Below are 21629 nucleotides of genomic sequence, written 5' to 3'. Positions count from 1 at the left end.
GTCGAGTCATGGCGAAAAAGAGCATGGTGGCGCGTGAAGTCAAGCGGGCACGGACAGCGGCGCGGTTCGCTGCGAAGCGCGAGCGTCTCAAGGCCATTATCAACGATCGCAGCGCCGAGCCTGAGACGGTTGATGGCGCCGTCATGGCGCTACAAAAACTGCCGCGGGACGCGAGCCCCGCGCGCAAGCAGCGGCGTTGTCGTGTCAGTGGTAGGCCACACGCGGTCTATCGCAAGTTTGGCCTTTGCCGGAACAAGCTGCGCGAAGCGGTGATGCGTGGTGACGTGCCGGGTGTGGTGAAGGCGAGCTGGTAATTGCGGCCTGGCTACCAGGTCCATAATCGGGGGCAGCGGCGGGCATCGCAGCAGTCCCAATCCGGGTATCGCGTCGACGGCGGCGGCCTGACCTGAGGAGTCAAACCTATGAGTATGTCGGATCCCATCGCGGATATGCTGACGCATATTCGCAACGGCCAGGCACGCGGAAAGATCACGATCCGCATGCCGGCCTCGAAACAGAAAAGCGCCATCGCTGCATTGCTCAAAGACGAGGGGTACATCACCGATTTTGCGGTGCATGAGGCCGACGGTAAGGTGCAGTTGGAGCTGCGGCTGAAATATTTCCGTGGTAAGCCCGTCATCGAAGAGCTCAAGCGCGTGTCCCGGCCAGGGCTGCGCATCTATCGCGGTTGCAACGAGCTGCCCCGGGTGTGGGCGGGGCTCGGTGTGGCCATCGTCTCCACGTCCAAAGGTCTGATGACGGACCGCCAAGCCCGGGAAGCGGGTCACGGCGGCGAAATCATCGCCTACGTTGCGTAACAGGAGGCCGGACATGTCACGAGTTGCAAAAGCACCCGTTGCGGTCCCTGCCGGCGTGGAGGTGCGGGTCAGCGGTCAAGAAGTCGCGGTCAAAGGACCAAAGGGCACCATGGATTGGAGAGTGCATGATAGCGTATCCGTCGCGGTCGACGATGGCCTGGTGCGCGTCGCCCCTGAAGGCGGCCGTCCCGAACATTGGGCCATGGCCGGTACGACCAGGGCGCTGATCAATAATATGGTTGTGGGTGTGAGCACCGGCTTCGAGCGAAAGCTCAGTCTTGTGGGTGTCGGCTACCGAGCACAGGCCAAGGGCAAAGTCCTCAGTCTCTCCCTCGGCTTCTCGCATCCCATCGACTACGCGGTGCCAGACGGTATCGACATCGAGACGCCCGCCGCGACCGAGATCGTCGTCAGGGGCTCGGACAAGCAGCGCGTCGGTCAGGTGGCCGCCGAGATCCGCGGCTTCCGCCCGCCGGAGCCATACAAGGGCAAGGGTGTGCGCTACGCCGATGAGTACGTCGTGCGTAAAGAGGCGAAAAAGAAATAGGGTGTCAGTGATGGACAAGAAACAATCACGGCTGCGGCGGGCCGCCCGGGCCCGCGCGAAGATTCGCGAGCTGGGCGCGCACCGGCTTTGTGTGCACCGTTCGCCACAGCATATCTATGCGCAGATCATCACGCCCGCCGGCGACCACGTCGTCACCAGTGCGTCCACGCTCGACAAAGAGTACCGCCAGAGCGCCGAAGGGCATTCCGGCAATGCCGCGGCGGCGGCGGCGATCGGGCGCCTGGTGGCCGAGCGGGCACGGGCAGCCGGCATCGAGCACGTGAGCTTCGATCGCTCCGGCTTCAAATATCACGGGCGTGTCAAGGCGTTGGCCGATGCCGCGCGCGACAACGGGCTCAAGTTCTGAGGAAGGGCACATGGCAGCATTCAATCCCAAGCCCGAAGGTGACGAGCTCCTCGAAAAGCTCATCTCGGTCAACCGTGTCGCCAAGGTGGTGAAAGGTGGTCGCGTCTTCGGTTTCGGCGCGCTCACGGTCGTCGGTGACGGCAAGGGGCGGGTCGGCTTCGGTACCGGCAAAGCGCGGGAGGTTCCGGTGGCGATCCAGAAGGCCATGGAATCGGCACGCAAGAACATGGTCGATGTTCGCCTCAAGGGCAGTACGTTGCAATATCCGTTGGTGGGCCGCCACGGCGCCGCCCGGGTATACATGCAGCCGGCGTCGGAGGGAACCGGTATCATCGCCGGTGGCGCCATGCGGGCCGTGTTCGAAGTGGTGGGTGTGCAAAACGTGCTCGCCAAGTGCCTTGGCACCAACAACGCCATGAATGTCGTGCGTGCCACCATCAATGGCCTCACCGAGATGGCCGACGCGGAGCTCGTCGCAGCCAAGCGCGGAAAGCCTGTCGAGGAGATCCGGTCATGAAGGACGAGTCGACGATGATGCGGGTTCAGCTTTACCGCAGTCTGCATGGCCGGCTGAAGGCTCACCAGGCCTGTGTCAGGGGCCTCGGACTGCGGCGCATGCATCAGATCGTTGAGGTGGAAGATACGCCAGCCACCCGCGGTATGCTGAACAAGGTCACCTACATGGTGCGTGAAGTCACCGGGAGCTGACATGCAACTTAACGATTTGAAGCCGGCGCCGGGCAGCCGTCCCTCGCGCTTGCGGGTTGGTCGCGGCATCGGCAGCGGGCTTGGCAAAACCGGCGGTCGCGGTCACAAGGGCCAGAAGTCCCGCACCGGTGGATTCCACAAAATTGGCTTCGAAGGCGGCCAGATGCCGTTACAACGGCGTCTGCCGAAGGTGGGCTTTCATTCGCGCGGCGCCTCGGACCGCGACGAAATCCGCCTCGGCGAGCTGACACGGATCGCGGGTGACGAAGTAACGCTGGATGCATTGCGCGCCGCCGGTTTGATCAGTCGCGCCGTCAAGCGGGTGAAAATCATCAAGTCCGGGAAGCTCGATCGGGCGCTGACCGTACGTGGCCTGGCAACCACCCATGGTGCTCGGGCCGCCATCGAGGCCGCCGGCGGCTCTGTGCTGGAGGATTGAGCGCGGCTGACGCGCACCGCGACCGTGCCTCAGCGACCGCGCCGACCGAACAGCGACGATCAGCACCCGGCCCCACGCATCGGCCGCAGGCTAGCTCAACCACAGGTTCGACGAGAAACCTATGGCGAAAAGTAGTGTATCCGCCATGCAATCCCTTGGGGGGATGGGCAGGCTCACCGAGCTGCGACAGCGCTTGCTGTTCGTGCTCGGTGCCTTGCTGGTCTACCGCATTGGCACCTTCATCCCTGTGCCCGGGGTCAACCCGGAGGCACTGGCCGTCCTGTTCGACCAAAACCAGGGCTCCATTCTGGACATGTTCAACATGTTCTCCGGGGGCGCTCTGGAGCGGGCGAGCATCCTGGCGCTGGGCATCATGCCGTACATCTCGGCCAGCATCATTATGCAGCTGATGGCCGCGGTGATCCCGAAGCTCGAGCAACTGAAGAAGGAAGGCGAGTCCGGACGTCGCAAGATCACCCAGTACACCCGCTACGGTACGGTGGTGCTTGCGACCTTTCAGGCCATCGGCATCTCCATCGCCCTACAGGGCCAGACAGCAGGTGGCTCGCCCATCGTCGTGCAACAGGGCTTTGGGTTCGTCTTCACCGCGGCGGTGTCCCTGGTGACCGGCACCATGTTCCTCATGTGGCTCGGAGAGCAGATCACCGAGCGCGGCATCGGCAATGGCATCTCGCTGATCATCTTCGCCGGCATCGTCGCCGGACTCCCGGCCGCTGTGGGCGGTACCTTGGAGCTGGTACGCACCGGCGAGATGAATGCCCTGACCGTGCTCGCGCTGTTCGCTTTGGCGCTGGCGGTTACGGCCTTCGTGGTGTTCGTCGAGCGCGGGCAACGGCGGATCACGGTCAACTACGCCCGGCGACAGCAGGGGCGGCGGATGATGGCGGCACAGAGCACACACCTGCCGCTGAAATTGAACATGGCAGGGGTGATCCCGCCGATCTTCGCATCCAGCATCATCCTGTTTCCGGGCACACTCGGGCAATGGTTCGGCCAGTCGGAGGATCTGCGCTGGCTTGCGGACATCACAGCGAAGCTATCGCCCGGCGAGCCGATCTATGTGATCTTCTACGCCGCGGCGATCATCTTTTTCTGTTTCTTCTACACGGCGTTGGTGTTCAATTCCAAGGATACGGCGGACAACCTGAAGCGCTCCGGGGCGTTCATACCAGGCATTCGTCCCGGCGAGCAGACCGCACGCTATATCGACACCGTAATGACGCGCCTGACGGCCGCAGGCGCCTTGTACATCACCGCAGTGTGCCTGCTGCCGGAGTTTCTGATCGTCGGCTGGAATGTACCCTTCTACTTCGGTGGCACCTCGTTGCTGATCGTCGTGGTGGTCGTGATGGATTTCATGGCCCAGGTGCAGGCACACCTGATGTCGCACCAATACGAGGGGCTGATGAAAAAGGCAAACCTCAAGGCGCCGGGCGCAGGTCTCACGCGCTGATCCGCGCGCGGATCAAGGGATTCGGCTTGCTGGACTAAACGGTAACGCGGACGTCGCCGGGATGCCGCTTCAGGCATGGTGGCGGCTGACGCTGGGAGAGAGCAATGAAAGTACAGGCATCGGTGAAGAAAATTTGCCGCCACTGCAAGATCATCCGCCGACACGGCAAGGTGAGGGTGATCTGCAAGGATGTCAGGCATAAGCAGCGTCAAGGCTGAGGTTTGTTTACTTGACGCAACAGACTGGGATTGGTATCCTGCGCGGTTTACGTTCGCGCACCGACCACTAAGGAGTCGAGAGCATGGCCCGCATAGCCGGTGTCAACATACCTGATCGTAAGCATGCGGTCATTGCGCTGACTGCCATCTATGGCGTCGGACGTACCCGTGCGGCGCAAATTTGCGATTCTGCAAACGTTCCGGAGACGACACGAATCCAGGATCTCTCCGAAGACGAGATCGATCGACTGCGCACCGAGGTGGGCAGGCACACGGTGGAAGGCGATCTTCGCCGTGAAGTGTCGATGAATATCAAACGCTTGATGGACCTCGGTTGTAACCGTGGTATCCGCCACCGCCGCGGCCTGCCGCTGCGCGGACAGCGGACGCGGACGAACGCGCGCACGCGCAAGGGTCCACGGCGCCCCATCAAGCGCTGACGACCACGCTGTCAGCGCGTGAGACAACGAGTTTTTTACACGGGCCGCCGCATCTCGCGGTGGTCGCGTTTCTTAGCGGGAGTTCTCGGTGGCCAAGCCGGTTAAAACACGCAAAAAGGTCAAGAAGCAGGTGGCGGATGGCATCGCCCATGTGCACGCGTCCTTTAATAACACGATCATCACGATCACCGATCGTCAGGGTAACGCGTTGGCATGGGCCACCGCGGGCGGCTCCGGCTTCCGGGGGTCGCGCAAGAGCACACCCTTCGCAGCCCAGGTTGCGGCATCGCGTGCGGGTGCGGCGGCCAAGGAGTTTGGCGTGCTCAACCTGGACGTCAACGTGAAAGGCCCGGGCCCTGGTCGCGAGTCTGCGGTGCGTGCGCTGAACAACGCGGGCTTCAAGGTGACGAGCATCACCGATGTGACGCCCATCCCCCACAATGGCTGCCGTCCGCCGAAGAAGCGGCGGGTCTAACGGAGAGGGTTTCGCAATGGCAAGGTACATCGGACCCACCTGCAAGCTGGCGCGTCGAGAGGGCACCGACCTGGGCCTCAAGAGCCGGGCGCGTGCGCTGGAAACGAAGTGCAACATGGAGAAGACGCCGGGGCAGGCCGTCGAGCGCCGGCGGCGGCTATCGGACTACGGTGTCCAGCTGCGCGAGAAGCAGAAAGTACGCCGCATGTATGGCGTCATGGAGAAGCAATTTCGCGGTTATTACCAGGAGGCAGCGCGGCGCAAAGGGGCCACTGGCGAGAACTTGCTCCAACTGCTGGAGCGCCGCCTCGATTCTGTCGTGTATCGCATGGGCTTCGGGTCGACTCGGGCCGAGGCACGGCAGCTGATCAATCACAAGGGCGTGCTGGTCAACGGCAAGGCTGTGTCCATCCCTTCCTTCGTGGTCTCGCCCGAGGACGAGATCGAGGTCCGAGAGAAGGCGAAGAAGCAGGTGCGGGTGCAAAATGCCATGGCACTCGCCGAGCAGTATGGGTTCGTCGATTGGATCGAGGTCGACACCAAGGCCGCCAAAGGCGTGTTCAAGCGCATTCCCGATCGCACGGATCTGCCAGCGGACATCAACGAATCGCTGATCGTCGAGCTGTACTCGAAGTAACGCATTCAGGGTATCGAGCCCAGAGGTTTGAATATGGCAGAGGCCGGGAGCGGATTCCTCAAGCCGCGCATTGTCAAGGTGGAGCCGGTGGCCGGCTCGAAGCATCGGGCCCGGGTCTCGTTGGAGCCACTCGAGCGTGGGTTCGGTCACACGCTGGGTAATGCCTTGCGGCGTATCCTATTGTCGTCGATGGACGGCTGTGCGGTTACGGAAGTGGAGATTCAGGGCATCCTCCACGAGTACACCACCATCGAAGGTGTTCAGCAAGACGTTCTGGAGATTCTGCTCAACCTGAAAGAGCTTGCTGTCGCGCTGAATGGGCGCGACGAGGCAACGTTCACGCTGAGCAAGGTCGGTCCCGGGCCGGTGAGCGCAGGCGATATCGCCATCGATCACACCGCTGAGATCGCGAACCCTGAACTGCTGATCGCCAATCTGACCGGTGAGACGGAGCTTAGCATGACCATCACCATCCGCCGGGGGCGTGGCTATGAGCCGGCCACCCAGCGTGATGCGGACATGGGTGAGGATCGGCCGATCGGCAAGCTGCCGTTGGATGCATCCTTCAGCCCGGTGCGGCGTGTCGCCATCGAAGTGCCGTCGGCGCGTGTCGAGCAGCGGACCGACCTTGATCGACTCGTAATCGATTTGGAGACCAACGGCACCATCGATCCACAGCAGGCCATCCAGCGTGCCGCGGGCATTTTGCGTGATCAGTTGTCGAGCTTCGTTGATCTCGAAACCTCGGTGGGTGGCGAGGCGCCGGCGGAGCATGCGCCCAAAGAGCCGCCGTTCGACCCTATTTTGGTGCGGCCGGTGGACGAGCTGGAGCTCACAGTACGCTCCGCGAATTGTCTCAAGGCCGAGAACATTTATCTCATCGGCGATCTGATCCAGCGCACGGAAGTCGAGCTGCTGAAGACGCCCAATCTCGGCAAGAAATCCCTCACCGAGATCAAAGACGTGCTGGCGACGCGTGGGCTGTCGCTAGGGATGCGGCTCGACAATTGGCCGCCCGAGAACATCGACGAGCTGATGGTCAAATAATCTCCCGGGCAGCCCCCAGCGGGGCTGAGCCCGGGCTTGAGCAGACGGAATAAAGATCATGCGCCACCGTAAAGCAGGCAGGCAACTCAATCGCAACAGCACTCATCGCAATGCGATGTTCAGCAACATGGCGGGCTCGCTGATCCGCCACGAATTGATCAAGACCACGCTGCCGAAGGCGAAGGAGCTGCGTCGGGTGGCGGAACCGCTGATCACGTTGGGAAAAACCGATTCCGTGCATCATCGCCGCCTCGCCTTCGCGCGCTTGCGTGACAAGGTCGCCGTCGGCAAGCTCTTCACCGAGCTGGGTCCGCGTTACCAATCACGGCCAGGTGGCTATTTGCGTATCCTGAAGTGTGGGTATCGCCCCGGCGACGCCGCCCCCATGGCATACGTGGAGCTCGTGGACCGCCCGGTGTCCGATGAGTCGGATACCGATACGCTGAATACCGATTGACATTGGTGATGGCGCAGGACAAGGCGCCATCCCCACGAGGCGCAGCCCCATTCCACGCAAGGCCGGATTTCTCCGGCCTTTTTTATTGAGTCCGATGCATCGCGTCACGCGTCGGCACACCATTGCGCGAGCCCGGCGGCCGCGGCGCATCGGGCTGATCACCGATTTCGGCACCGGTCCATACATCGGCCAGATCCGGCTCCTGCTCGCCGCCGCGGCGCCCGCCGTCGCCGTCGTCGACCTCATCTCGGATCTCACGCCCTGTCGTCCGGATCTCGCCGGCTATGTCTTACCCGGCTTGCTGCGCGGGATGCCGGGTCACACCCTCTACGTCTGCGTCGTCGACCCCGGCGTCGGCAGTGGGCGCGGCATTCTGGCGGCCCGCATTGGCACTGACTGGCTGCTGGCACCGGACAACGGCCTGCTGTCCCCCTTGCTATCGCAAACTGCGCCGTCCGCCGCGCCTTACCGGGATCTTTGGCGAGTGGACTGGCGGCCGGCCACGGCGTCCGCCAGCTTCCACGGCCGAGACGTCTTCACCCCTATTGCGCAGCAAATCCTCGCCGGCCGCTTACCTCAGGCGTCTCCCATCGAGCCGGCGGCGATGGTGGGGGCTGGCATGCCCCCAACCCTGGCGGCGGTGTGCTACCTGGACCACTATGGCAACGCCATGACGGGTATTCCCGCCCGGTCCGTCGGCTCGGATCGTGTCGTCAGCGTCGGGGGCGCCCGACTGCCGCGGGCGCGGACCTTCTCAGACGTCCCCGTCGGCGATGCATTCTGGTACGAGAATGCGTTCGGCTTGCTGGAGATCGCCGTGAATCAGGGGCGGGCCGACACCCAGCTCGGACTGCGTCCCGGCGATCCGGTCAGCCTGCATCCCGAGCCCGCCTGAGCGAGCCGCGCCAGGGCATACAACGCCCCCGCACGGCAACTATCCGCCGAGGCCGAATTTGCCCTGCAGTGCCGCCGCCGTGTGGCCATGGCCAGCCGCGGCGATTGCCATCGGCGGACCCTCCGCAACCATGCGTCCGCCGTCAGCCCCGCCCTCCGGGCCCAGGTCCAGCACCCAGTCGGCGGCGGCGATGAGGTCCAGGTCGTGCTCGATGACGACGACGCTGTGCCCGGCGTCCACCAGGCGTTGGAGCACGGCGATGAGGCGCTCCACGTCCGCCATGTGCAGACCCACGCTCGGCTCGTCCAGCACATACAGCGTCGGCCGCTGGGCCCGGCCCTCGGCGTCGCTGCGGGCCTTCGCCAGCTCTGCCACCAACTTGATGCGCTGGGCCTCGCCGCCGGACAGGGTGGGGCTCGCCTGCCCCAGCGTGAGATAGCCCAGGCCGACGGCCTGCAGCAGCGCCAGCGGCCGGCCGACGGCCGGGTGGGCGGCGAACAGCTCCAGGGCGCTGTCCACACTCAGGCCCAGCACCTCGCCGACACTGTGGCCACGGTAGCGAATACTGCGGGTCTCGGCGTTGAAACGGCTGCCGTGGCAGACCTCGCAGGGCAGGGTGACATCCGGCAGAAAGCTCATTTCCATGCGCTGCACGCCCTGACCGTCGCAGGCATCGCAGCGGCCGCCTTTGGTGTTGAACGAGAACCGGCCCGGCCCCCAGCCGAGCATGCGCGCCTCCGGCACCGCCGCGAACAGGCGCCGGATGTGATCCCAGAAGCCGACATAGGTGGCCGGGCAGGAGCGCGGGGTTTTGCCGATGGGCGTCTGGTCCACCTCCAGCACCCGGCTCAGGGCCCGCCAACCCTTGAGCGCCCGACACCCCTGCAGCGGCGCCCCGCGGCGCCCGGATGGCGCCTGTCGGTCGCCGCCCAGCAGCCCCTGCACCGAGCGGGCGAGCACGTCCCGCACCAGGGTGGACTTGCCGGAGCCCGACACGCCGGTGACGCACACCAGGCGCGCAAGGGGGAGGGACACCTCCAGATCGTCGAGGTTGTGGAGGTGGGCGCCGCCGATGACGAGCCGCTTCGACGGCGCCGGCGGGCAGGGGCGCGGCTCACGCCGGGGCGGTGCCGACGACCGCGCCAGATAACGGCCGGTCACCGACGCCGGGTTGGCCGCCAGCTCGGCGGCGCTGCCGCGCGCCACCAGATTGCCGCCCCCGGCGCCGGCGCCCGGCCCCAGGTCGATGATTTCATCGGCGCTGCGCATGGTGTCCTCGTCGTGCTCCACCACGATGACGCTGTTGCCGCGATCGCGTAGATCCACCAGGGTGTCGACGAGGCGGGCATTGTCGCGGTGGTGCAGGCCGATGCTCGGCTCGTCGAGCACATAGCAGACGCCCCGCAGATTGGAGCCGAGCTGTGCCGCCAGCCGGATGCGCTGCGCCTCGCCGCCGGAGAGCGTCGGCGCGCCGCGGTCCAGGGTCAGATAGCCAAGCCCCACCTGCGCCAGAAAGCCGAGCCGGCCCTGTATTTCAGCGATTACGTCGGCGCCGATGGCCTGCTCGCGGGCGTCCAGCCGCAGCTGGCCCAGCCAGTGGGCCGCCGTTGTCACCGTCAGCCCGGAGAGCTCGGCGATGTTGCGCTCGTGCAGGCGCACGGCGAGGGCCTCGGCGTTGAGTCGGGCGCCCTGGCAGCTGGGGCAGACACTGGCCGCGGCGCCCGCGCCGTTGGCCTCGAGCCACTGCCCCTCCTCGCCGGTCTGCTCGGCGTCGAACCCCGTCAGCGCCACGCCGGTCCCGAAACAGCCGGGGCACCAGCCGTGCTTGGAGTTATAAGAAAAGAGTCGTGGGTCCGGCTCCTCGAAGCCCTTGCCGCAACCCGGGCAGGTGCGGCTGGTGGAGTAGGTGACCGCCGGCGCCGAGGCGGCGGCGGGCAGCACCCGCACCAGGCCGTGACCCAGATCCAGTGCCTGCTCCAGACAGGCCGCGAGTGCCGCCTCGGTGGTGGCGCCCGGGTCCAGCGCCGCCACCGGCAGGTCGATATCATGCTCGCGGAAGCGATCCAGCTTCGGCCAGGGCTGGGTCGGCACGGGCTCGCCGTCCACCCACAGCAGCTCATGGCCTCGCCGCGCCGCCCAGGCGGCGAGGTCGTTGTAGATCCCCTTGCGCGCGATCACCAGCGGGGCCAGCAGCGTCACCGTGGTGCCCGCGTGCTCGCGGCGCAGCCGCTCCAGGATGGCCGGCCTGGGCTGCGCGGCGATGGGCAGCGCGCACTCCGGGCAGTGCTGCACGCCGAGCTTGACGTAGAGCAGGCGCAGAAAGTGATGGATCTCCGTCAGCGTGCCGACGGTGCTCTTACGCCCGCCGCGGCTGGTGCGCTGCTCGATGGCGATGGTGGGCGGGATACCGAAGATGGCATCCACATCCGCCCGCGCCGCCGGTTGCACGAACTGCCGCGCATAGGCGTTCAATGATTCCAGGTACCGGCGCTGCCCCTCGGCGAACAGGATATCGAAGGCCAGCGTGCTCTTGCCGCTGCCGGAGACGCCGGTGACCACGACGAAGCGCTCGCGTGGAATCGACAGGGTCAGATCCTTCAGATTATGCTCGCGGGCATGCCGCACGAGGATCGCGTTGCGGGTGTCGAGTGACGCGGCGCCGAGGGCGTCGTCCAGCGCGTAGATCGCTTGCGGCTCTGCGACCTGGTCCTCGTGTGGCGTGACCTGCGCGCCGGGAGTCGCCGCCGTCTCCCGCAGCGCCTGGCCCGTGTGGCTGGTGGGATGTCGAGCCACCGCCGCCGGCGTTCCGGTGCAGACCAGCTGTCCGCCGCCGTCGCCGCCTTCGGGTCCCAGGTCGATGAGCCAGTCCGCGGCCTGGATCAGATCCAGGTTGTGCTCGATGACCACCAGTGAGTGGCCGGCATCGATGAGCCGGCGGAAGGCCTTGAGCAGGGTCGCGATGTCGTCGAAGTGCAGCCCGGTGGTGGGCTCATCCAGCAAGAACAGCAGGCCCGCGCCGCGGCGCTTCCTGAGGGACTTGGCCAGGTGTCCGGCGAGCTTCAGGCGCTGCGCCTCGCCGCCCGACAGCGTCGGCACCGGCTGCCCCAGGCGCAGATAGTCCAGCCCCACGTCCGCCAGCGGCTGCAGCACGCGGGTCACCGCCGGCTGCGCGGCGAAGCGCGCCAGGGCCTCGGTGACGGTCAGATCCAGCACCTGCGCGATGTTGAGACCGGTCGCCGCCGCCGCCGGGACGCCGGCGGCGGGCGCCGGCAGGCGCACCGCCAGCAGCTCCGATTTGTAGCGGCGGCCGTTGCAGTCGGGGCAGCGCAGATAGACGTCGGACAGGAACTGCATCTCGACGTGCTCGAAGCCGGAGCCTGCACACGTGGGGCAGCGCCCGGGGCCCGAATTGAAGCTGAAATGGCCCGCCTTGTAGCCGCGCTCCTGCGCCATGGGGGTGGCGGCGAACAGCTTGCGGATGGGGTCCAGCGCGCCGACGAAGCTGGCCGGGTTGGAGCGCGACGTGCGCCCGATGGGCGACTGGTCCAGCATCAGCACGTCATCGATATGCTCGGCACCGGTCAGCGCCTCGCAGTCACCCGGGGTGCCCTCCGGGTGTCCCTTGGCCTTGGCCAAATGGCGGAACAGGATGTCGTGCACCAGCGTCGATTTGCCGGAGCCGGAGACGCCGGTGATCACCACCAGGCGCCCGAGCGGGATGTCCACGTCGATGCCTTGGAGATTATGCGCCCGGGCGCCGCGGATACCGATCACCGGATCAGCGGCGGCGGCGGGATGGGGCTGTCGTGGCGGCTCCACCCGTCGGCGCCCGGCCAGGTAGTCGCCGGTGAGGGAGCCGCTGGTCTCCAACAAGGCCGAGGGCGTGCCCTGGAACACCAGCGCGCCGCCGCGCTCGCCGGGGCCCGGGCCGATGTCCAGAATGCGGTCCGCCGCCCGCATCACCTGCGGGTCGTGCTCCACCACCAGCAGGGTGTTGCCCTGATCCCGGAGCCGGTGCAGGATGCCCACCACCCGATCCATGTCCCGCGGATGCAGTCCGATGCTCGGCTCGTCGAGCACGAACAGCGTATTCACCAGCGAGGTGCCCAGGGCCGTGGTGAGGTTGATGCGCTGCACCTCGCCGCCGGAGAGGGTGCGCGACTGCCGGTCCAGCGTCAGATATCCCAGGCCCACCGCCGTCAGGTACCGCAGGCGCGCGCGGATATTGCCCAGCAGCAGCGCCATGGCCTGGTCCATACTGCCAGGCAATTGCAGATCGTCGAAGAACACCCGGAGCCGCGCCATGGGCAGGCGCATGAGGTCGTGCACGTTGAGCCCGGGCAGACCGAGCCAGGCGGTGGCCGCCATCTGCACACGCGCATGGCGAAAACGCTCGCCCCGCGTGAGTGCGGCATCGGCGAGCCCGTGGTCGCCGATGCGACAATCCAGTGCGGCGTCCTTGAGCCGGGCCCCCTGGCAGGCGGGGCAGACGTCGTAGCTGCGGTAGCGCGAGAGCAGCACCCGCACATGCATCTTGTAGGCGCGTCCCTCCAGCCAGGCGAAGAACCGGCGGATGCCGTACCAGACACGCGCCTCCCACTCGCCTTCGCCCTCCAGCACCCATTCCCGGTCCGCCGCCGAGAGGTCCCGCCAGGGCACATCCGTCGGCACGCCGCGGCGGTGGGCGAAGGCCATCAGGTCCTCCTGCACCTCGGCGTAACTGTCGGACTGGATGGGCTTGATGGCGCCCGCCAGCAGGCTCTTCGACGCGTCCGGCACCACCAGCGACCAGTCGATGCCGATGACGCGTCCGAAGCCCCGGCAGGTATCGCAGGCCCCGAGCGGCGAGTTGAATGAGAACAGCGCCGGCTGCGGGTCGCGGTAGTGGATATCGCAGTCCGGGCAGTGCAGGTCGGCCGAGAAGCGCCAGGGCGCGCCGGGATTGCGATCGGCATCCAGCGGATACACCCGAAGCCGCCCGCGACCGTGCTCCAGCGCGGCGGCGAGCGCCTCGACGGCGCGGCCCTGGTGCTCGGCGTCCAGCCGCAGGCGATCCTGGACCACTTCCAGGCACCGGTCGGTTTCGGTCAAAAAGCGGATGTAACCCTGCTGGCCGAGGAGCTCCTTGAGCTGTGTCGGCGTCATGGACGCCGGCAGCGGCACGTCGAAGCTGATCAACGCCCGCACCGGGTCCGGGCGCGCGCCGGCCTCCACACGGTCCTGGCCCGTACGATGCCTCAGCGCGCCCCAGATACTCTCCGGCGTATCCCGGCGCACCTCCCGGCCGCAGCCGCGGCAAAACAAGCGCGCGCTGCGGGCGAACAGGAGCTTCAGGTGATCGTTCAGCTCCGTCATGGTCCCGACGGTGCTGCGCGACGTGCGCACCGGGTTGGTCTGGTCGATGGCGATGGCCGGCGGGATGCCGTCGATGCGCTCGGCGCGCGGGCGGTCCATCCGGTCCAGGAATTGGCGTGCGTAGGGCGAGAAGGTCTCCACGTAACGCCGCTGGCCTTCGGCATAGACGGTGTCGAAGGCCAGCGACGATTTGCCCGAGCCTGACACGCCGGTGATGACGATCAGCTCGCCGAGGGGCAGGTCCAGGTCCAGGTTCTTGAGATTGTTCTGCCGCACGCCGCGCAGGCGGATGCGATCATGGGCGTCGCGCATGGTGGGTGTTCGGGGCGGGGCGGCGGCACGCGGCGGCGACCGCTTGGTAAACCCCGCATCATCGCAGGCATCGGCGGCGCGTCAAGTCAGCGCTGGGCGGCCGTCGGCCCCGGATGCCCCGGCCCGCGGCGACGCGCCCCAGGCGACGCCGGCGCGCGCCAGCCCTGCCGGGGGTGGGCCGGGCGCTATCCGCCCGGCGCTGGCGTGCCCGCGCACTCGGCGGGCGGCGTTTCGCCCAGGGCTCGCAGCCAGATGCAGAGCAGCTCGACACCCATCCCGCGGCCGCCGGCGGCACTGGTCAGCACCACCAATCCGGCTTGGCGCTCGGGCACGGCCGCAAAGAGCCCGTGCCAGTTGGGCGGATTGTCCCCGGGATGGTAGACCAGGGTATGGCCGGTATCCGGCAGGGTCTTGAGCGCCATGCCGAGGCCGTACTCGGAGCCGGCGAAGAGCAGCGCGTTCGCGGTGCTCGGCTGCGGCGTCAGGGAGCGCTGTACCAGCTGCGGATCGAGCACGCCGCGGCCCGGGGGCTCGCCGCAGGGTCCGCGCATGAGCGCCGCGACGAAGCGCGCATAGTCCGCAGCCGTGGTCTGCAAGCCGGCGGCCCCGAGCGCCGAGAAGCTCCGCGCCGGCGCCGGTGCGCCGGTGTCGTCGTAGGTGACGGCCAGCGGCGGGGCGGGGTCGGGGCGCTCCGGCAGGCTGGAGCGGAACATATGGAGCCGCCGCAGGATGCGTCCCTCGGCGAGATTCGCGAAGCGCTCGTTGGCCGTTTGGCGGATGATCATCTCCGCCAGCGCATAGCCGCCGGCGGAGTCGTCGAAGCCGATGCCCGGCGGCGCGAGGATGGCCACCGGCTGGCCGCCGGCGTCCAGCGCGCCGGCGTAGGACTGATTCAGGCTTTGCACCGTCTCGTCCGGTCCGAAGCCCGCGTAGCGGGAGATGGACAGCCCCGCCGTATGGCTGAGCACGCGCCGCGGTGTGACGGCCGCCGGGTCGTAAGGAGACTCCGGCAGATTCCGCCCACGCAGATACCTGCTCACCGGCTGGTCGAGGTCGATGCGCCCCCGGTCTGCGAGGGTCAGCAGCGTCCAGGCGGTGATGGGCCAGGTCATGGTGCCCACCTGAAAGATCGTATCCGGCGAGAAGGGGATGCGCTTCTCGGGCTCGGCCCAACCGTAGCCCGCCGTCCAGCGTAGGTGTCCGTTACCGACCAGCGCCACCGCGGCGCCCGGCAGCGCGTAGCGTTGGATCAGCACCGGTACGGCGTCCTGCACGGCCAGGTCGGCGCGCTCCACCATCGCCTGCTCGGCGGGCCCGAAGTCGCAGTCGCGCCCGGGCTGCGAGCGCGCGGCCTCGGCGCAGGTCATCAGGCCGAGCAAAAGGATCGCGGCGCGCCGGAATAGGTGCCTGGGCTTGCGGCGGGCGGGTCTCATGCGTCTGTGGGGGCGCCTGGGCGCAGCCGCCGCGCCACGGTGACCGCCGCCAGCACAGCCGCCGGCAGTAGCAGCCACGGCAGCCAGCCCGCCGCACCGGCGTCCAGTGCCAGAATGAGCCCGATGATGGCGAAGACGATGGCGCGGTCGCCGGTGTTCATGGGGCCGTCTGCGCGCCGGGCATCGCCGCGGGCGAGGGGTGCCAGGCCGGCGATGTCCACCAAGAGGCCCAACACCACCAGCACCACCACCGGCGCCGCCGGCACACCCGGATAGGCGGCGAGCGGCAGGTAGAGGCAGACGTCGCCGGCGGCGCTGATCACCGCGCGCACCGCGGGATCCGCCGGTGCCGCGCGATGGCGCTCCGCAAGACCGGTGGCCACGGTCAGGGCCGCGGCGCGCGCCGCCAGTGCGCACGGCAAGAGCAAAAGCACCGTGTGCAAGCCCGGCAGCACCGCCGGTAGCACGAGCAGCAGCAGGCCCACCAGTGCGGCGCCGGCGAGCACGGCGCGGTGCAGGGCATCCGGCGTCGTGCCGGACGTCGCGGCGCGTGCCGTCAGGGCTGCGAGGGACTCACGCAGCGGTTGCCGCAAATTGTCGAAGAAATCCATGTATCGACTCCGAGTTGCATGACACCGTATCGGCGGCTTCGCCGCCGATGATGGAGGCCGGCGGTGGCTTCCGGCCCGCTCGCCCGCATTGTCGCCGGTCTTGAGCATCCACCGCCAGCGTGTCCCGAAGGAGCCCGCCATGACCGTCGCCACCATTTCCCTGCCCAGCCACCTCGCCGAGCGCGTGCGGCCCGTGGCGGCACGCGAGCCCGATCCGCGGGGGGAATTGGTCCTGTACTGGATGCACCATGCCGTGCGTGGTCATGAGAATCCGGCCCTGGACACGGCCCGCCATGCCGCCGCGGCCCTTGGGCTGCCGCTGCTGGTATACCAGGGCCTCGGCGGCCGCCACCGCTTCAACGCCGACCGCCATCATGCCTTCATTCTGGAGGGTGCCCGTGACGCCCATGCGGAGCTCGCCGCGCAGGGGCTGCGCGCCGTCTTCCACCTGCCGACCGATCCGGGCGCCGCGCCGTCGCCCCTGTATGCCCTGGCGCAGCGCGCGGCGCTGGTGATCACCGAGGACTTTCCGGCCCCGCCGCATCCCGCCTGGACCGAGCGGCTCGCCGCCCGCAGCGAAGCCCCCGTATGGCGCGTAGACTGCGCCTGCGTCATACCCATGCGGCTGCAGCCGCGTCGCTTCAAGCGTGCCTTCGAGCTGCGCCGCGCCAACGAGCAGGCCTATGCCGAGCGCATCGCGCCCCCCTGGCCGGTCTGCGACGCCGCCGCGGCGCCCTATGCCGGCGCATTGCCATTCACGCCGCTGGACCTGAGCACGGCGGACATCCCGGCACTCTGTGCCGCCTGCGCCATCGATCACAGTTTGCCGCCGGTGGCCCACACCCGCGGCGGCGCCCGGGCGGGCTATGCGCGCTGGGACACGTTCAGGCGCTGCGGCCTCGACAGCTACCACCGCCGCCGCAACGACGCCGCCGAGGCCTGGCCGCGCGGCGTCAGTCGTCTGTCGCCCTATCTGCACCACGGCCATGTCGCCGTGTTTCGCATCGCCCGGGAGGCGGCCGCCGCCGGCGGCGAAGGCGCCGAGAAGTTCCTCGATGAGCTGCTCATCTGGCGGGAGCTGGCACACAACTTCTGCTTCTTCGCCGACGACCCCGAGGCTTGGGACAGTCTGCCGGGCTGGGCCCGGGAAACCCTCGACAACCATGTCGACGATGCGCGCGAGCGGGTGCTGGATCACGAGCGCCTGGCGCGCGGCGCCAGCGGCGACCGGCTTTGGGATCTGGCGCAGCGCTCACTGCTGGCGCATGGCGAGCTGCACAACAACCTGCGCATGACCTGGGCCAAGGCCATTCCCCAGTGGACCGAATCGCCGCGGCGTGCCCTCGCCGAGCTCATCGATCTCAACCACCGCCATGCCCTCGACGGCTCGGATCCCAACTCCTACGGCGGCCTGTTGTGGACCCTCGGGCTGTTCGATCGGCCGTTTGCGCCGGAACGCCCCGTCATCGGTACCCTGAGGCCCCGCAGCACCGCCGATCACGCCCGCCGCCTTGACCTCACCACCTACGCCCGCCGGGTGCGATCACCGGCGAGCGGAGGGCGTCTGCGTATCGCCGTCATCGGCGCCGGACTCGCCGGGCTCGCCGCGGCAAGGGCGCTGGCCGATCAGAACCACGAAGTGGTGGTGTTCGAAAAATCCCGGGGTCGCGGTGGGCGGGCCGCCACGCGGCGCGTGGCGCAGGCACCGGACGGTGCGGTGGTGGCGGATCATGGTGCCCAGTATTTCACCGCCCGCGATCCCCGCTTCGCGCGCCGGGTGGCGAGCTGGGCCCGGCGCGGCGTCGTCGCACCCTGGCCGGCGCGGCTCGGCGCCGTCTGTGATGGCCGCGTGGTCCCCGCCGGCGATGGCGACGCCCGCTGGGTGGGCGTCGCGGGCATGAGCGCGCTCGGGCGCATGCTGGCGGACGGACTGGACCTGCGGCTCTCCACCCGGGTCGCGCCACCGGTGCGGACCGACGCGGGCTGGACCCTGTTCAGCAGCGACGATGCCACCGGCAGCACGGCAAGCCCTGTTGCCCTGGGGCATTTCGACCGGGTGCTGGTGAGTGCGCCCGCGCCGCAGGCGGCGCCATTGCTGGCGGCGGCGCCGGCGCTGGCGGCGCACGCCGCGGCGGTGCCCATGACCCCCTGCTGGACTGTGCTGCTGGCGCTCGCCGCGCCGTTGTGCCTGGACTGGGACGCCCTGTTCGTCAACGACGGTCCCCTCGGCTGGGTGGCCCGGGATTGCGGCAAACCGGGGCGTGCCCGGGGGCGGGCGGGTCAGGTGTGGGTCTTGCATGCGACGAGCGCGTGGACGCGGGCGCACCTGGAGGACGCGCCCGAAGCGGTGGCGAGCGCCCTGATCGGCGCCTTCGCGGCACTTGTGGGCGCCACCCTGCCGACGGTCGTCTGGCAACAGGCACACCGATGGCTTTATGCCCGTGCCGAGCAGCCCTTATCGGCGGGCTGTCTATGGGATGCGGCCCTCGGCATCGGCGCCTGCGGCGACTGGTGCGCCGATGGCCGCATCGAGGGCGCCTGGCTCAGCGGTGAGGCGCTGGCGGGGCGGGTGCTCGGCGCCGCGGCTGCCACCGCAGGCACCGCCTCCTGGGGCGGCTGACCCGGCCTGGATGCGCGCTCCAGGCCGCTGTCGGCGCCGTTCGGCCGGTCCGGAGCGCCCCTGTTCCGAGGCCTGCGACCCTGCCCCTTGACGCCGCCGGAATTTGGGCCAAACTCTGAATTAGCACTCAGCATCAAAGAGTGCTAAAACTTTGTGACGGCGGTGGTGCTGCCATCCTCGGCCAGCTACGCGGGTCCGGCCAACACCGGCCGGCGGCGGTGTCGGGGTCCGTGCCTACCCGTGACCCAACCTGCCAAGCGGGAGGCCCCAGCGGCGGCGCTCGTCGCCCCACATCGTGCAACCCAAACTGCGCACCACCGGCGCAGAGGAGCGACAGCGATGTTCGGAACCTTCACCGGTCTGCAAGGCAATGTGTTCGACCAACTGAACCGCCTCCAGCGCGAGCTCGACGAGTCCTTCGGCCTTTGGCCGCAGGCGGCGGAGCTGCGCGCTCCCGGCTGGGGCAGCTGGCCGCCCATCAATATCGGCGCGACGGCCGAGCGGGTGGACGTCTATCTGTTCGCACCCGGTCTCGACGCCGCTGAGCTGGACATCAACATCCAGCGGAATCTGCTCACCGTCGCCGGTCAGCGGCGCCTGGAGCGCGGCGAGAAGCAGCGCTGGTATCGCACCGAGCGCCACAGCGGCGAGTTCCGCCGGGCGGTGACCCTGCCCGAGGATGTGGACCCCGAGCGCGTGGACGCGAGCTATCGCGACGGCGTGCTGCACGTGTCGGTGCAGCGGCGCGCATCGAGCCAGCCGCGACGGATCAGCATCAGCTGACACCGCAGCGCTCGTCGTGAGCGCCCGCCATCAGCCATCCGATTCCTGGAGGACACCATGACCACCGAAACCAGCCGCAACGCAACCGAAACCGCCCGCAGCCCGGCGCGCCGGGCCGACGAAGCACTGCGACCGCCAGTCGACGTCTTCGAGGACGCCGAGGGCATCACCATCGAAGCCGACATGCCCGGCGTGTCCAAGGACCGCCTGCATGTGCAGGTGGATGCCAACACGCTCCGGATCGAGGGCGAGGTGCAAATCGAGCTGCCCGAGGCCGCCGAAGCGTTGTATGCGGATGTGCGCAGCACCCGCTACAGCCGCAGCTTTACCCTGAGCAATGAGCTCATGACGGACCAGATCGACGCCAGCCTCAAGGACGGCGTGCTGCGGCTGCACATCCCGAAGCATCCGGAGCAGCGCCCGCGGCGCATCGAAGTGCGGGCCGCCTGAGGGGCTGGCGCTCGGGGGCCAGGACCGCGTGCTTCCGTGCGGCGGTCATCGATCCTCGGCCGACGCCCGCACTCATGAGCGAGCGTCCCGAGTCGATGACGACGACGGCAAGGACGACGACGGCAATCCGAGGACGGAATTCAGCGTCGATGACATGCCGGGCGACCTGCTGTACGGGGGTGCCTAGGGGTCCGAGGGGTGCCGGGATGGGTTCCGCCTCGGTCCCGGCCCCTTCAGCGAGCGCGAGCGGTGAGCCCCAACGGCGAACCGTCGTCCCCAACGTTTTTCACAACCCAACTGACAGGAGGTTAAGCCATGACGACGCTACAGCAAGTGCGCGAAGGCCTGAGCCAGGCCTGGGATCGTGTCGTGGACGGCTGGGATCAGCTGTACCGGCAGGCTTCCGGCGCCATGACCAAATTCACCGGTGGGCGCGGCGACAAGAGCGCCGGCGAGGCCCGGGAGTTCGCCGCGCGCAGCACCGGCTGGGGCCTGCTCGCCGCCGAGGTCTTCGATGACGACGACCGCGTGGTCGTGCGCGTGGAGGCCCCCGGCATGAGCAAAGACGACCTCCAGCTGGAGGTCCAGGACGATTGCCTGATCGTCCGCGGCGAGAAGCAGATGGCCCGCGAGCGTACCGAAGGCCGCTGGCACGTCAACGAATGCGCCTATGGCAGCTTCCAGCGGGTGGTGCCGCTGCCGGACACCGTCGACACCGCCAGGGCTGACGCCAGCTACCAGCACGGCGTGCTGCGCGTCGAGCTGCCCAAGGCCGCGCATCGCCGCCGCCGCGTCCAGGTGACGGTGCACTGAGCCCCAGCCGCCTGCGGTGGACAATGCGGCGGGCTTTTGGATAGTGTTTGTGCGTCCGCCATGTCACGCAGCGGCGGCCCGTATCGCCGCCGCAATCCTGGCCATACGCCGCCCCCACGCCCCGCAGGTCAGCCATGACAGCCGCCGCCGAGCATAGCCCCCTGGACGCCGACAGCTACCTCGCCTGGGAAGCGCAGCAGCCGGACAAGCACGAGTATGTGCGCGGCGAGGTGTTCGCCATGGTCGGCGCGCGGCGCGAGCACGTCGTGGCGACGCTGAATCTGGCGACGGCCCTGAAGCAGCGCCTCCGCGGCGGCCCCTGCCAAGCCTATGTGTCGGACCTGAAGCTCCGCGTCGAGGCGGCGAATGCCTTCTTCTACCCGGATGTCATGGTGTCCTGCGACCCCCTGGACCATGCGGCGGAGCTGTACATCGAGCATCCGACTCTCGTCGCAGAGGTGCTCTCTGACTCCACCGCCGCCTTCGACCGCGGCGACAAGTTCGCCGCCTACCGTACCCTGCCGTCGCTCGAGGAGTATGTGCTGGTGGACATTCCCTCCCGCCGGGTGGAGAGCTTCCGGCGCGCGTCGGACGGCGAGTGGCTGCTGCATGTGTATGCCCCAGACACCGAAGTCTGCCGTTTCTCATCGCTGGACGTCTCGGTCCCCCTCGCCGAGGTCTTCGAGCACCTGGCGCCGGAGCGGTCGGGATAGCGGGGGGCACAGGCTCA

Annotated in this window: 23 protein-coding genes; 20 read left to right on the top strand and 3 right to left on the bottom strand. The window is 68.1% G+C overall.

The window, feature by feature from the left end; all coding sequences use genetic code 11:
- The first annotated feature begins 8 nt into the window (after positions 1 to 8).
- The 15 genes from rpsN (at position 9) to QZ588_RS04610 (ending at position 8522) form a co-directional block, all read left to right on the top strand.
- Positions 9 to 314 carry a 30S ribosomal protein S14 gene (rpsN, locus tag QZ588_RS04680; RefSeq protein ID WP_295540397.1) on the top strand — a complete coding sequence of 102 codons (306 nt, stop codon included), beginning with the start codon at positions 9 to 11 and terminating at the stop codon, positions 312 to 314.
- Positions 315 to 422: 108 nt separating this feature from the next.
- Entirely contained in the window at positions 423 to 818 is a 396-nt protein-coding gene (gene rpsH, locus QZ588_RS04675; protein WP_295540395.1) for a 30S ribosomal protein S8, read from the top strand.
- A gap of 13 nt (positions 819 to 831) precedes the next feature.
- Positions 832 to 1365 carry a 50S ribosomal protein L6 gene (rplF, locus tag QZ588_RS04670; protein ID WP_295540393.1) on the top strand — a complete coding sequence of 178 codons (534 nt, stop codon included), beginning with the start codon at positions 832 to 834 and terminating at the stop codon, positions 1363 to 1365.
- A gap of 10 nt (positions 1366 to 1375) precedes the next feature.
- Positions 1376 to 1732, top strand: coding sequence for a 50S ribosomal protein L18 (rplR, locus tag QZ588_RS04665; RefSeq protein ID WP_295540391.1), 357 nt, complete (start codon positions 1376 to 1378; stop codon positions 1730 to 1732).
- Positions 1733 to 1742: 10 nt separating this feature from the next.
- Positions 1743 to 2249, top strand: coding sequence for a 30S ribosomal protein S5 (rpsE, locus tag QZ588_RS04660; protein WP_295540389.1), 507 nt, complete (start codon positions 1743 to 1745; stop codon positions 2247 to 2249).
- Positions 2246 to 2440 (top strand): 50S ribosomal protein L30, encoded by a 195-nt coding sequence (gene rpmD, locus QZ588_RS04655; RefSeq protein WP_295540388.1) that lies wholly within the window; start codon positions 2246 to 2248, stop codon positions 2438 to 2440. Before rpsE ends, rpmD begins: the two co-directional genes overlap by 4 nt.
- A 1-nt stretch (position 2441) precedes the next feature.
- Positions 2442 to 2879 (top strand): 50S ribosomal protein L15, encoded by a 438-nt coding sequence (gene rplO / locus QZ588_RS04650; RefSeq protein ID WP_295540387.1) that lies wholly within the window; start codon positions 2442 to 2444, stop codon positions 2877 to 2879.
- Positions 2880 to 3000: 121 nt separating this feature from the next.
- Complete coding sequence (secY, locus tag QZ588_RS04645; protein WP_295540385.1) at positions 3001 to 4353, top strand: preprotein translocase subunit SecY; 1353 nt, start codon at positions 3001 to 3003, stop codon at positions 4351 to 4353.
- Positions 4354 to 4457: 104 nt separating this feature from the next.
- Positions 4458 to 4571 (top strand): 50S ribosomal protein L36, encoded by a 114-nt coding sequence (gene rpmJ / locus QZ588_RS04640; protein WP_295540383.1) that lies wholly within the window; start codon positions 4458 to 4460, stop codon positions 4569 to 4571.
- Between the two features lie 83 nt (positions 4572 to 4654).
- The gene (rpsM, locus tag QZ588_RS04635) at positions 4655 to 5011 is read left to right on the top strand and encodes a 30S ribosomal protein S13 (RefSeq protein ID WP_295540381.1); all 357 of its coding nucleotides are present in this window, start codon (positions 4655 to 4657) and stop codon (positions 5009 to 5011) included.
- A gap of 88 nt (positions 5012 to 5099) precedes the next feature.
- Entirely contained in the window at positions 5100 to 5486 is a 387-nt protein-coding gene (gene rpsK / locus QZ588_RS04630) for a 30S ribosomal protein S11 (protein WP_295540379.1), read from the top strand.
- Positions 5487 to 5502: 16 nt separating this feature from the next.
- Complete coding sequence (rpsD, locus tag QZ588_RS04625; protein WP_295540377.1) at positions 5503 to 6123, top strand: 30S ribosomal protein S4; 621 nt, start codon at positions 5503 to 5505, stop codon at positions 6121 to 6123.
- A 33-nt stretch (positions 6124 to 6156) separates the two neighbouring features.
- Complete coding sequence (gene rpoA / locus QZ588_RS04620) at positions 6157 to 7170, top strand: DNA-directed RNA polymerase subunit alpha (RefSeq protein ID WP_295540376.1); 1014 nt, start codon at positions 6157 to 6159, stop codon at positions 7168 to 7170.
- Between the two features lie 58 nt (positions 7171 to 7228).
- Positions 7229 to 7627, top strand: coding sequence for a 50S ribosomal protein L17 (gene rplQ, locus QZ588_RS04615; RefSeq protein WP_295540375.1), 399 nt, complete (start codon positions 7229 to 7231; stop codon positions 7625 to 7627).
- 94 nt (positions 7628 to 7721) lie between these two features.
- Entirely contained in the window at positions 7722 to 8522 is an 801-nt protein-coding gene (locus QZ588_RS04610) for an SAM-dependent chlorinase/fluorinase (protein WP_295540373.1), read from the top strand.
- A gap of 39 nt (positions 8523 to 8561) precedes the next feature.
- Here QZ588_RS04610 and uvrA read toward each other — a convergent pair whose 3' ends face one another.
- The 3 genes from uvrA to QZ588_RS04595 form a co-directional block, all read right to left on the bottom strand.
- The gene (uvrA, locus tag QZ588_RS04605) at positions 8562 to 14189 is read right to left on the bottom strand and encodes an excinuclease ABC subunit UvrA (protein WP_295540372.1); all 5628 of its coding nucleotides are present in this window, start codon (positions 14187 to 14189) and stop codon (positions 8562 to 8564) included.
- Positions 14190 to 14374: 185 nt separating this feature from the next.
- Positions 14375 to 15622, bottom strand: coding sequence for a serine hydrolase (locus QZ588_RS04600; RefSeq protein ID WP_295540371.1), 1248 nt, complete (start codon positions 15620 to 15622; stop codon positions 14375 to 14377).
- Positions 15619 to 16233 carry a hypothetical protein gene (locus QZ588_RS04595; RefSeq protein WP_295540369.1) on the bottom strand — a complete coding sequence of 205 codons (615 nt, stop codon included), beginning with the start codon at positions 16231 to 16233 and terminating at the stop codon, positions 15619 to 15621. Before QZ588_RS04595 ends, QZ588_RS04600 begins: the two co-directional genes overlap by 4 nt.
- 139 nt (positions 16234 to 16372) lie before the next feature.
- Here QZ588_RS04595 and QZ588_RS04590 point away from each other — a divergent pair, with 139 nt between their 5' ends.
- The 5 genes from QZ588_RS04590 (at position 16373) to QZ588_RS04570 (ending at position 21612) form a co-directional block, all read left to right on the top strand.
- Positions 16373 to 18853, top strand: coding sequence for an NAD(P)-binding protein (locus QZ588_RS04590; protein ID WP_295540367.1), 2481 nt, complete (start codon positions 16373 to 16375; stop codon positions 18851 to 18853).
- 339 nt (positions 18854 to 19192) lie between these two features.
- Entirely contained in the window at positions 19193 to 19636 is a 444-nt protein-coding gene (locus QZ588_RS04585; RefSeq protein ID WP_295540365.1) for an Hsp20/alpha crystallin family protein, read from the top strand.
- A 57-nt stretch (positions 19637 to 19693) separates the two neighbouring features.
- Positions 19694 to 20086, top strand: a complete 393-nt coding sequence (locus tag QZ588_RS04580) for an Hsp20/alpha crystallin family protein (RefSeq protein ID WP_295540363.1) — start codon at positions 19694 to 19696, stop codon at positions 20084 to 20086.
- 315 nt (positions 20087 to 20401) lie between these two features.
- Positions 20402 to 20899 (top strand): Hsp20/alpha crystallin family protein, encoded by a 498-nt coding sequence (locus QZ588_RS04575; protein WP_295540361.1) that lies wholly within the window; start codon positions 20402 to 20404, stop codon positions 20897 to 20899.
- A gap of 134 nt (positions 20900 to 21033) precedes the next feature.
- Positions 21034 to 21612 (top strand): Uma2 family endonuclease, encoded by a 579-nt coding sequence (locus QZ588_RS04570; RefSeq protein WP_295540359.1) that lies wholly within the window; start codon positions 21034 to 21036, stop codon positions 21610 to 21612.
- The last annotated feature ends 17 nt before the right edge of the window (positions 21613 to 21629 follow it).

This window comes from uncultured Thiohalocapsa sp., assembly GCF_913062725.1.
Lineage (GTDB): Bacteria > Pseudomonadota > Gammaproteobacteria > Chromatiales > Chromatiaceae > Thiohalocapsa.
This window is presented reverse-complemented; position numbering and strand designations above follow the sequence as displayed.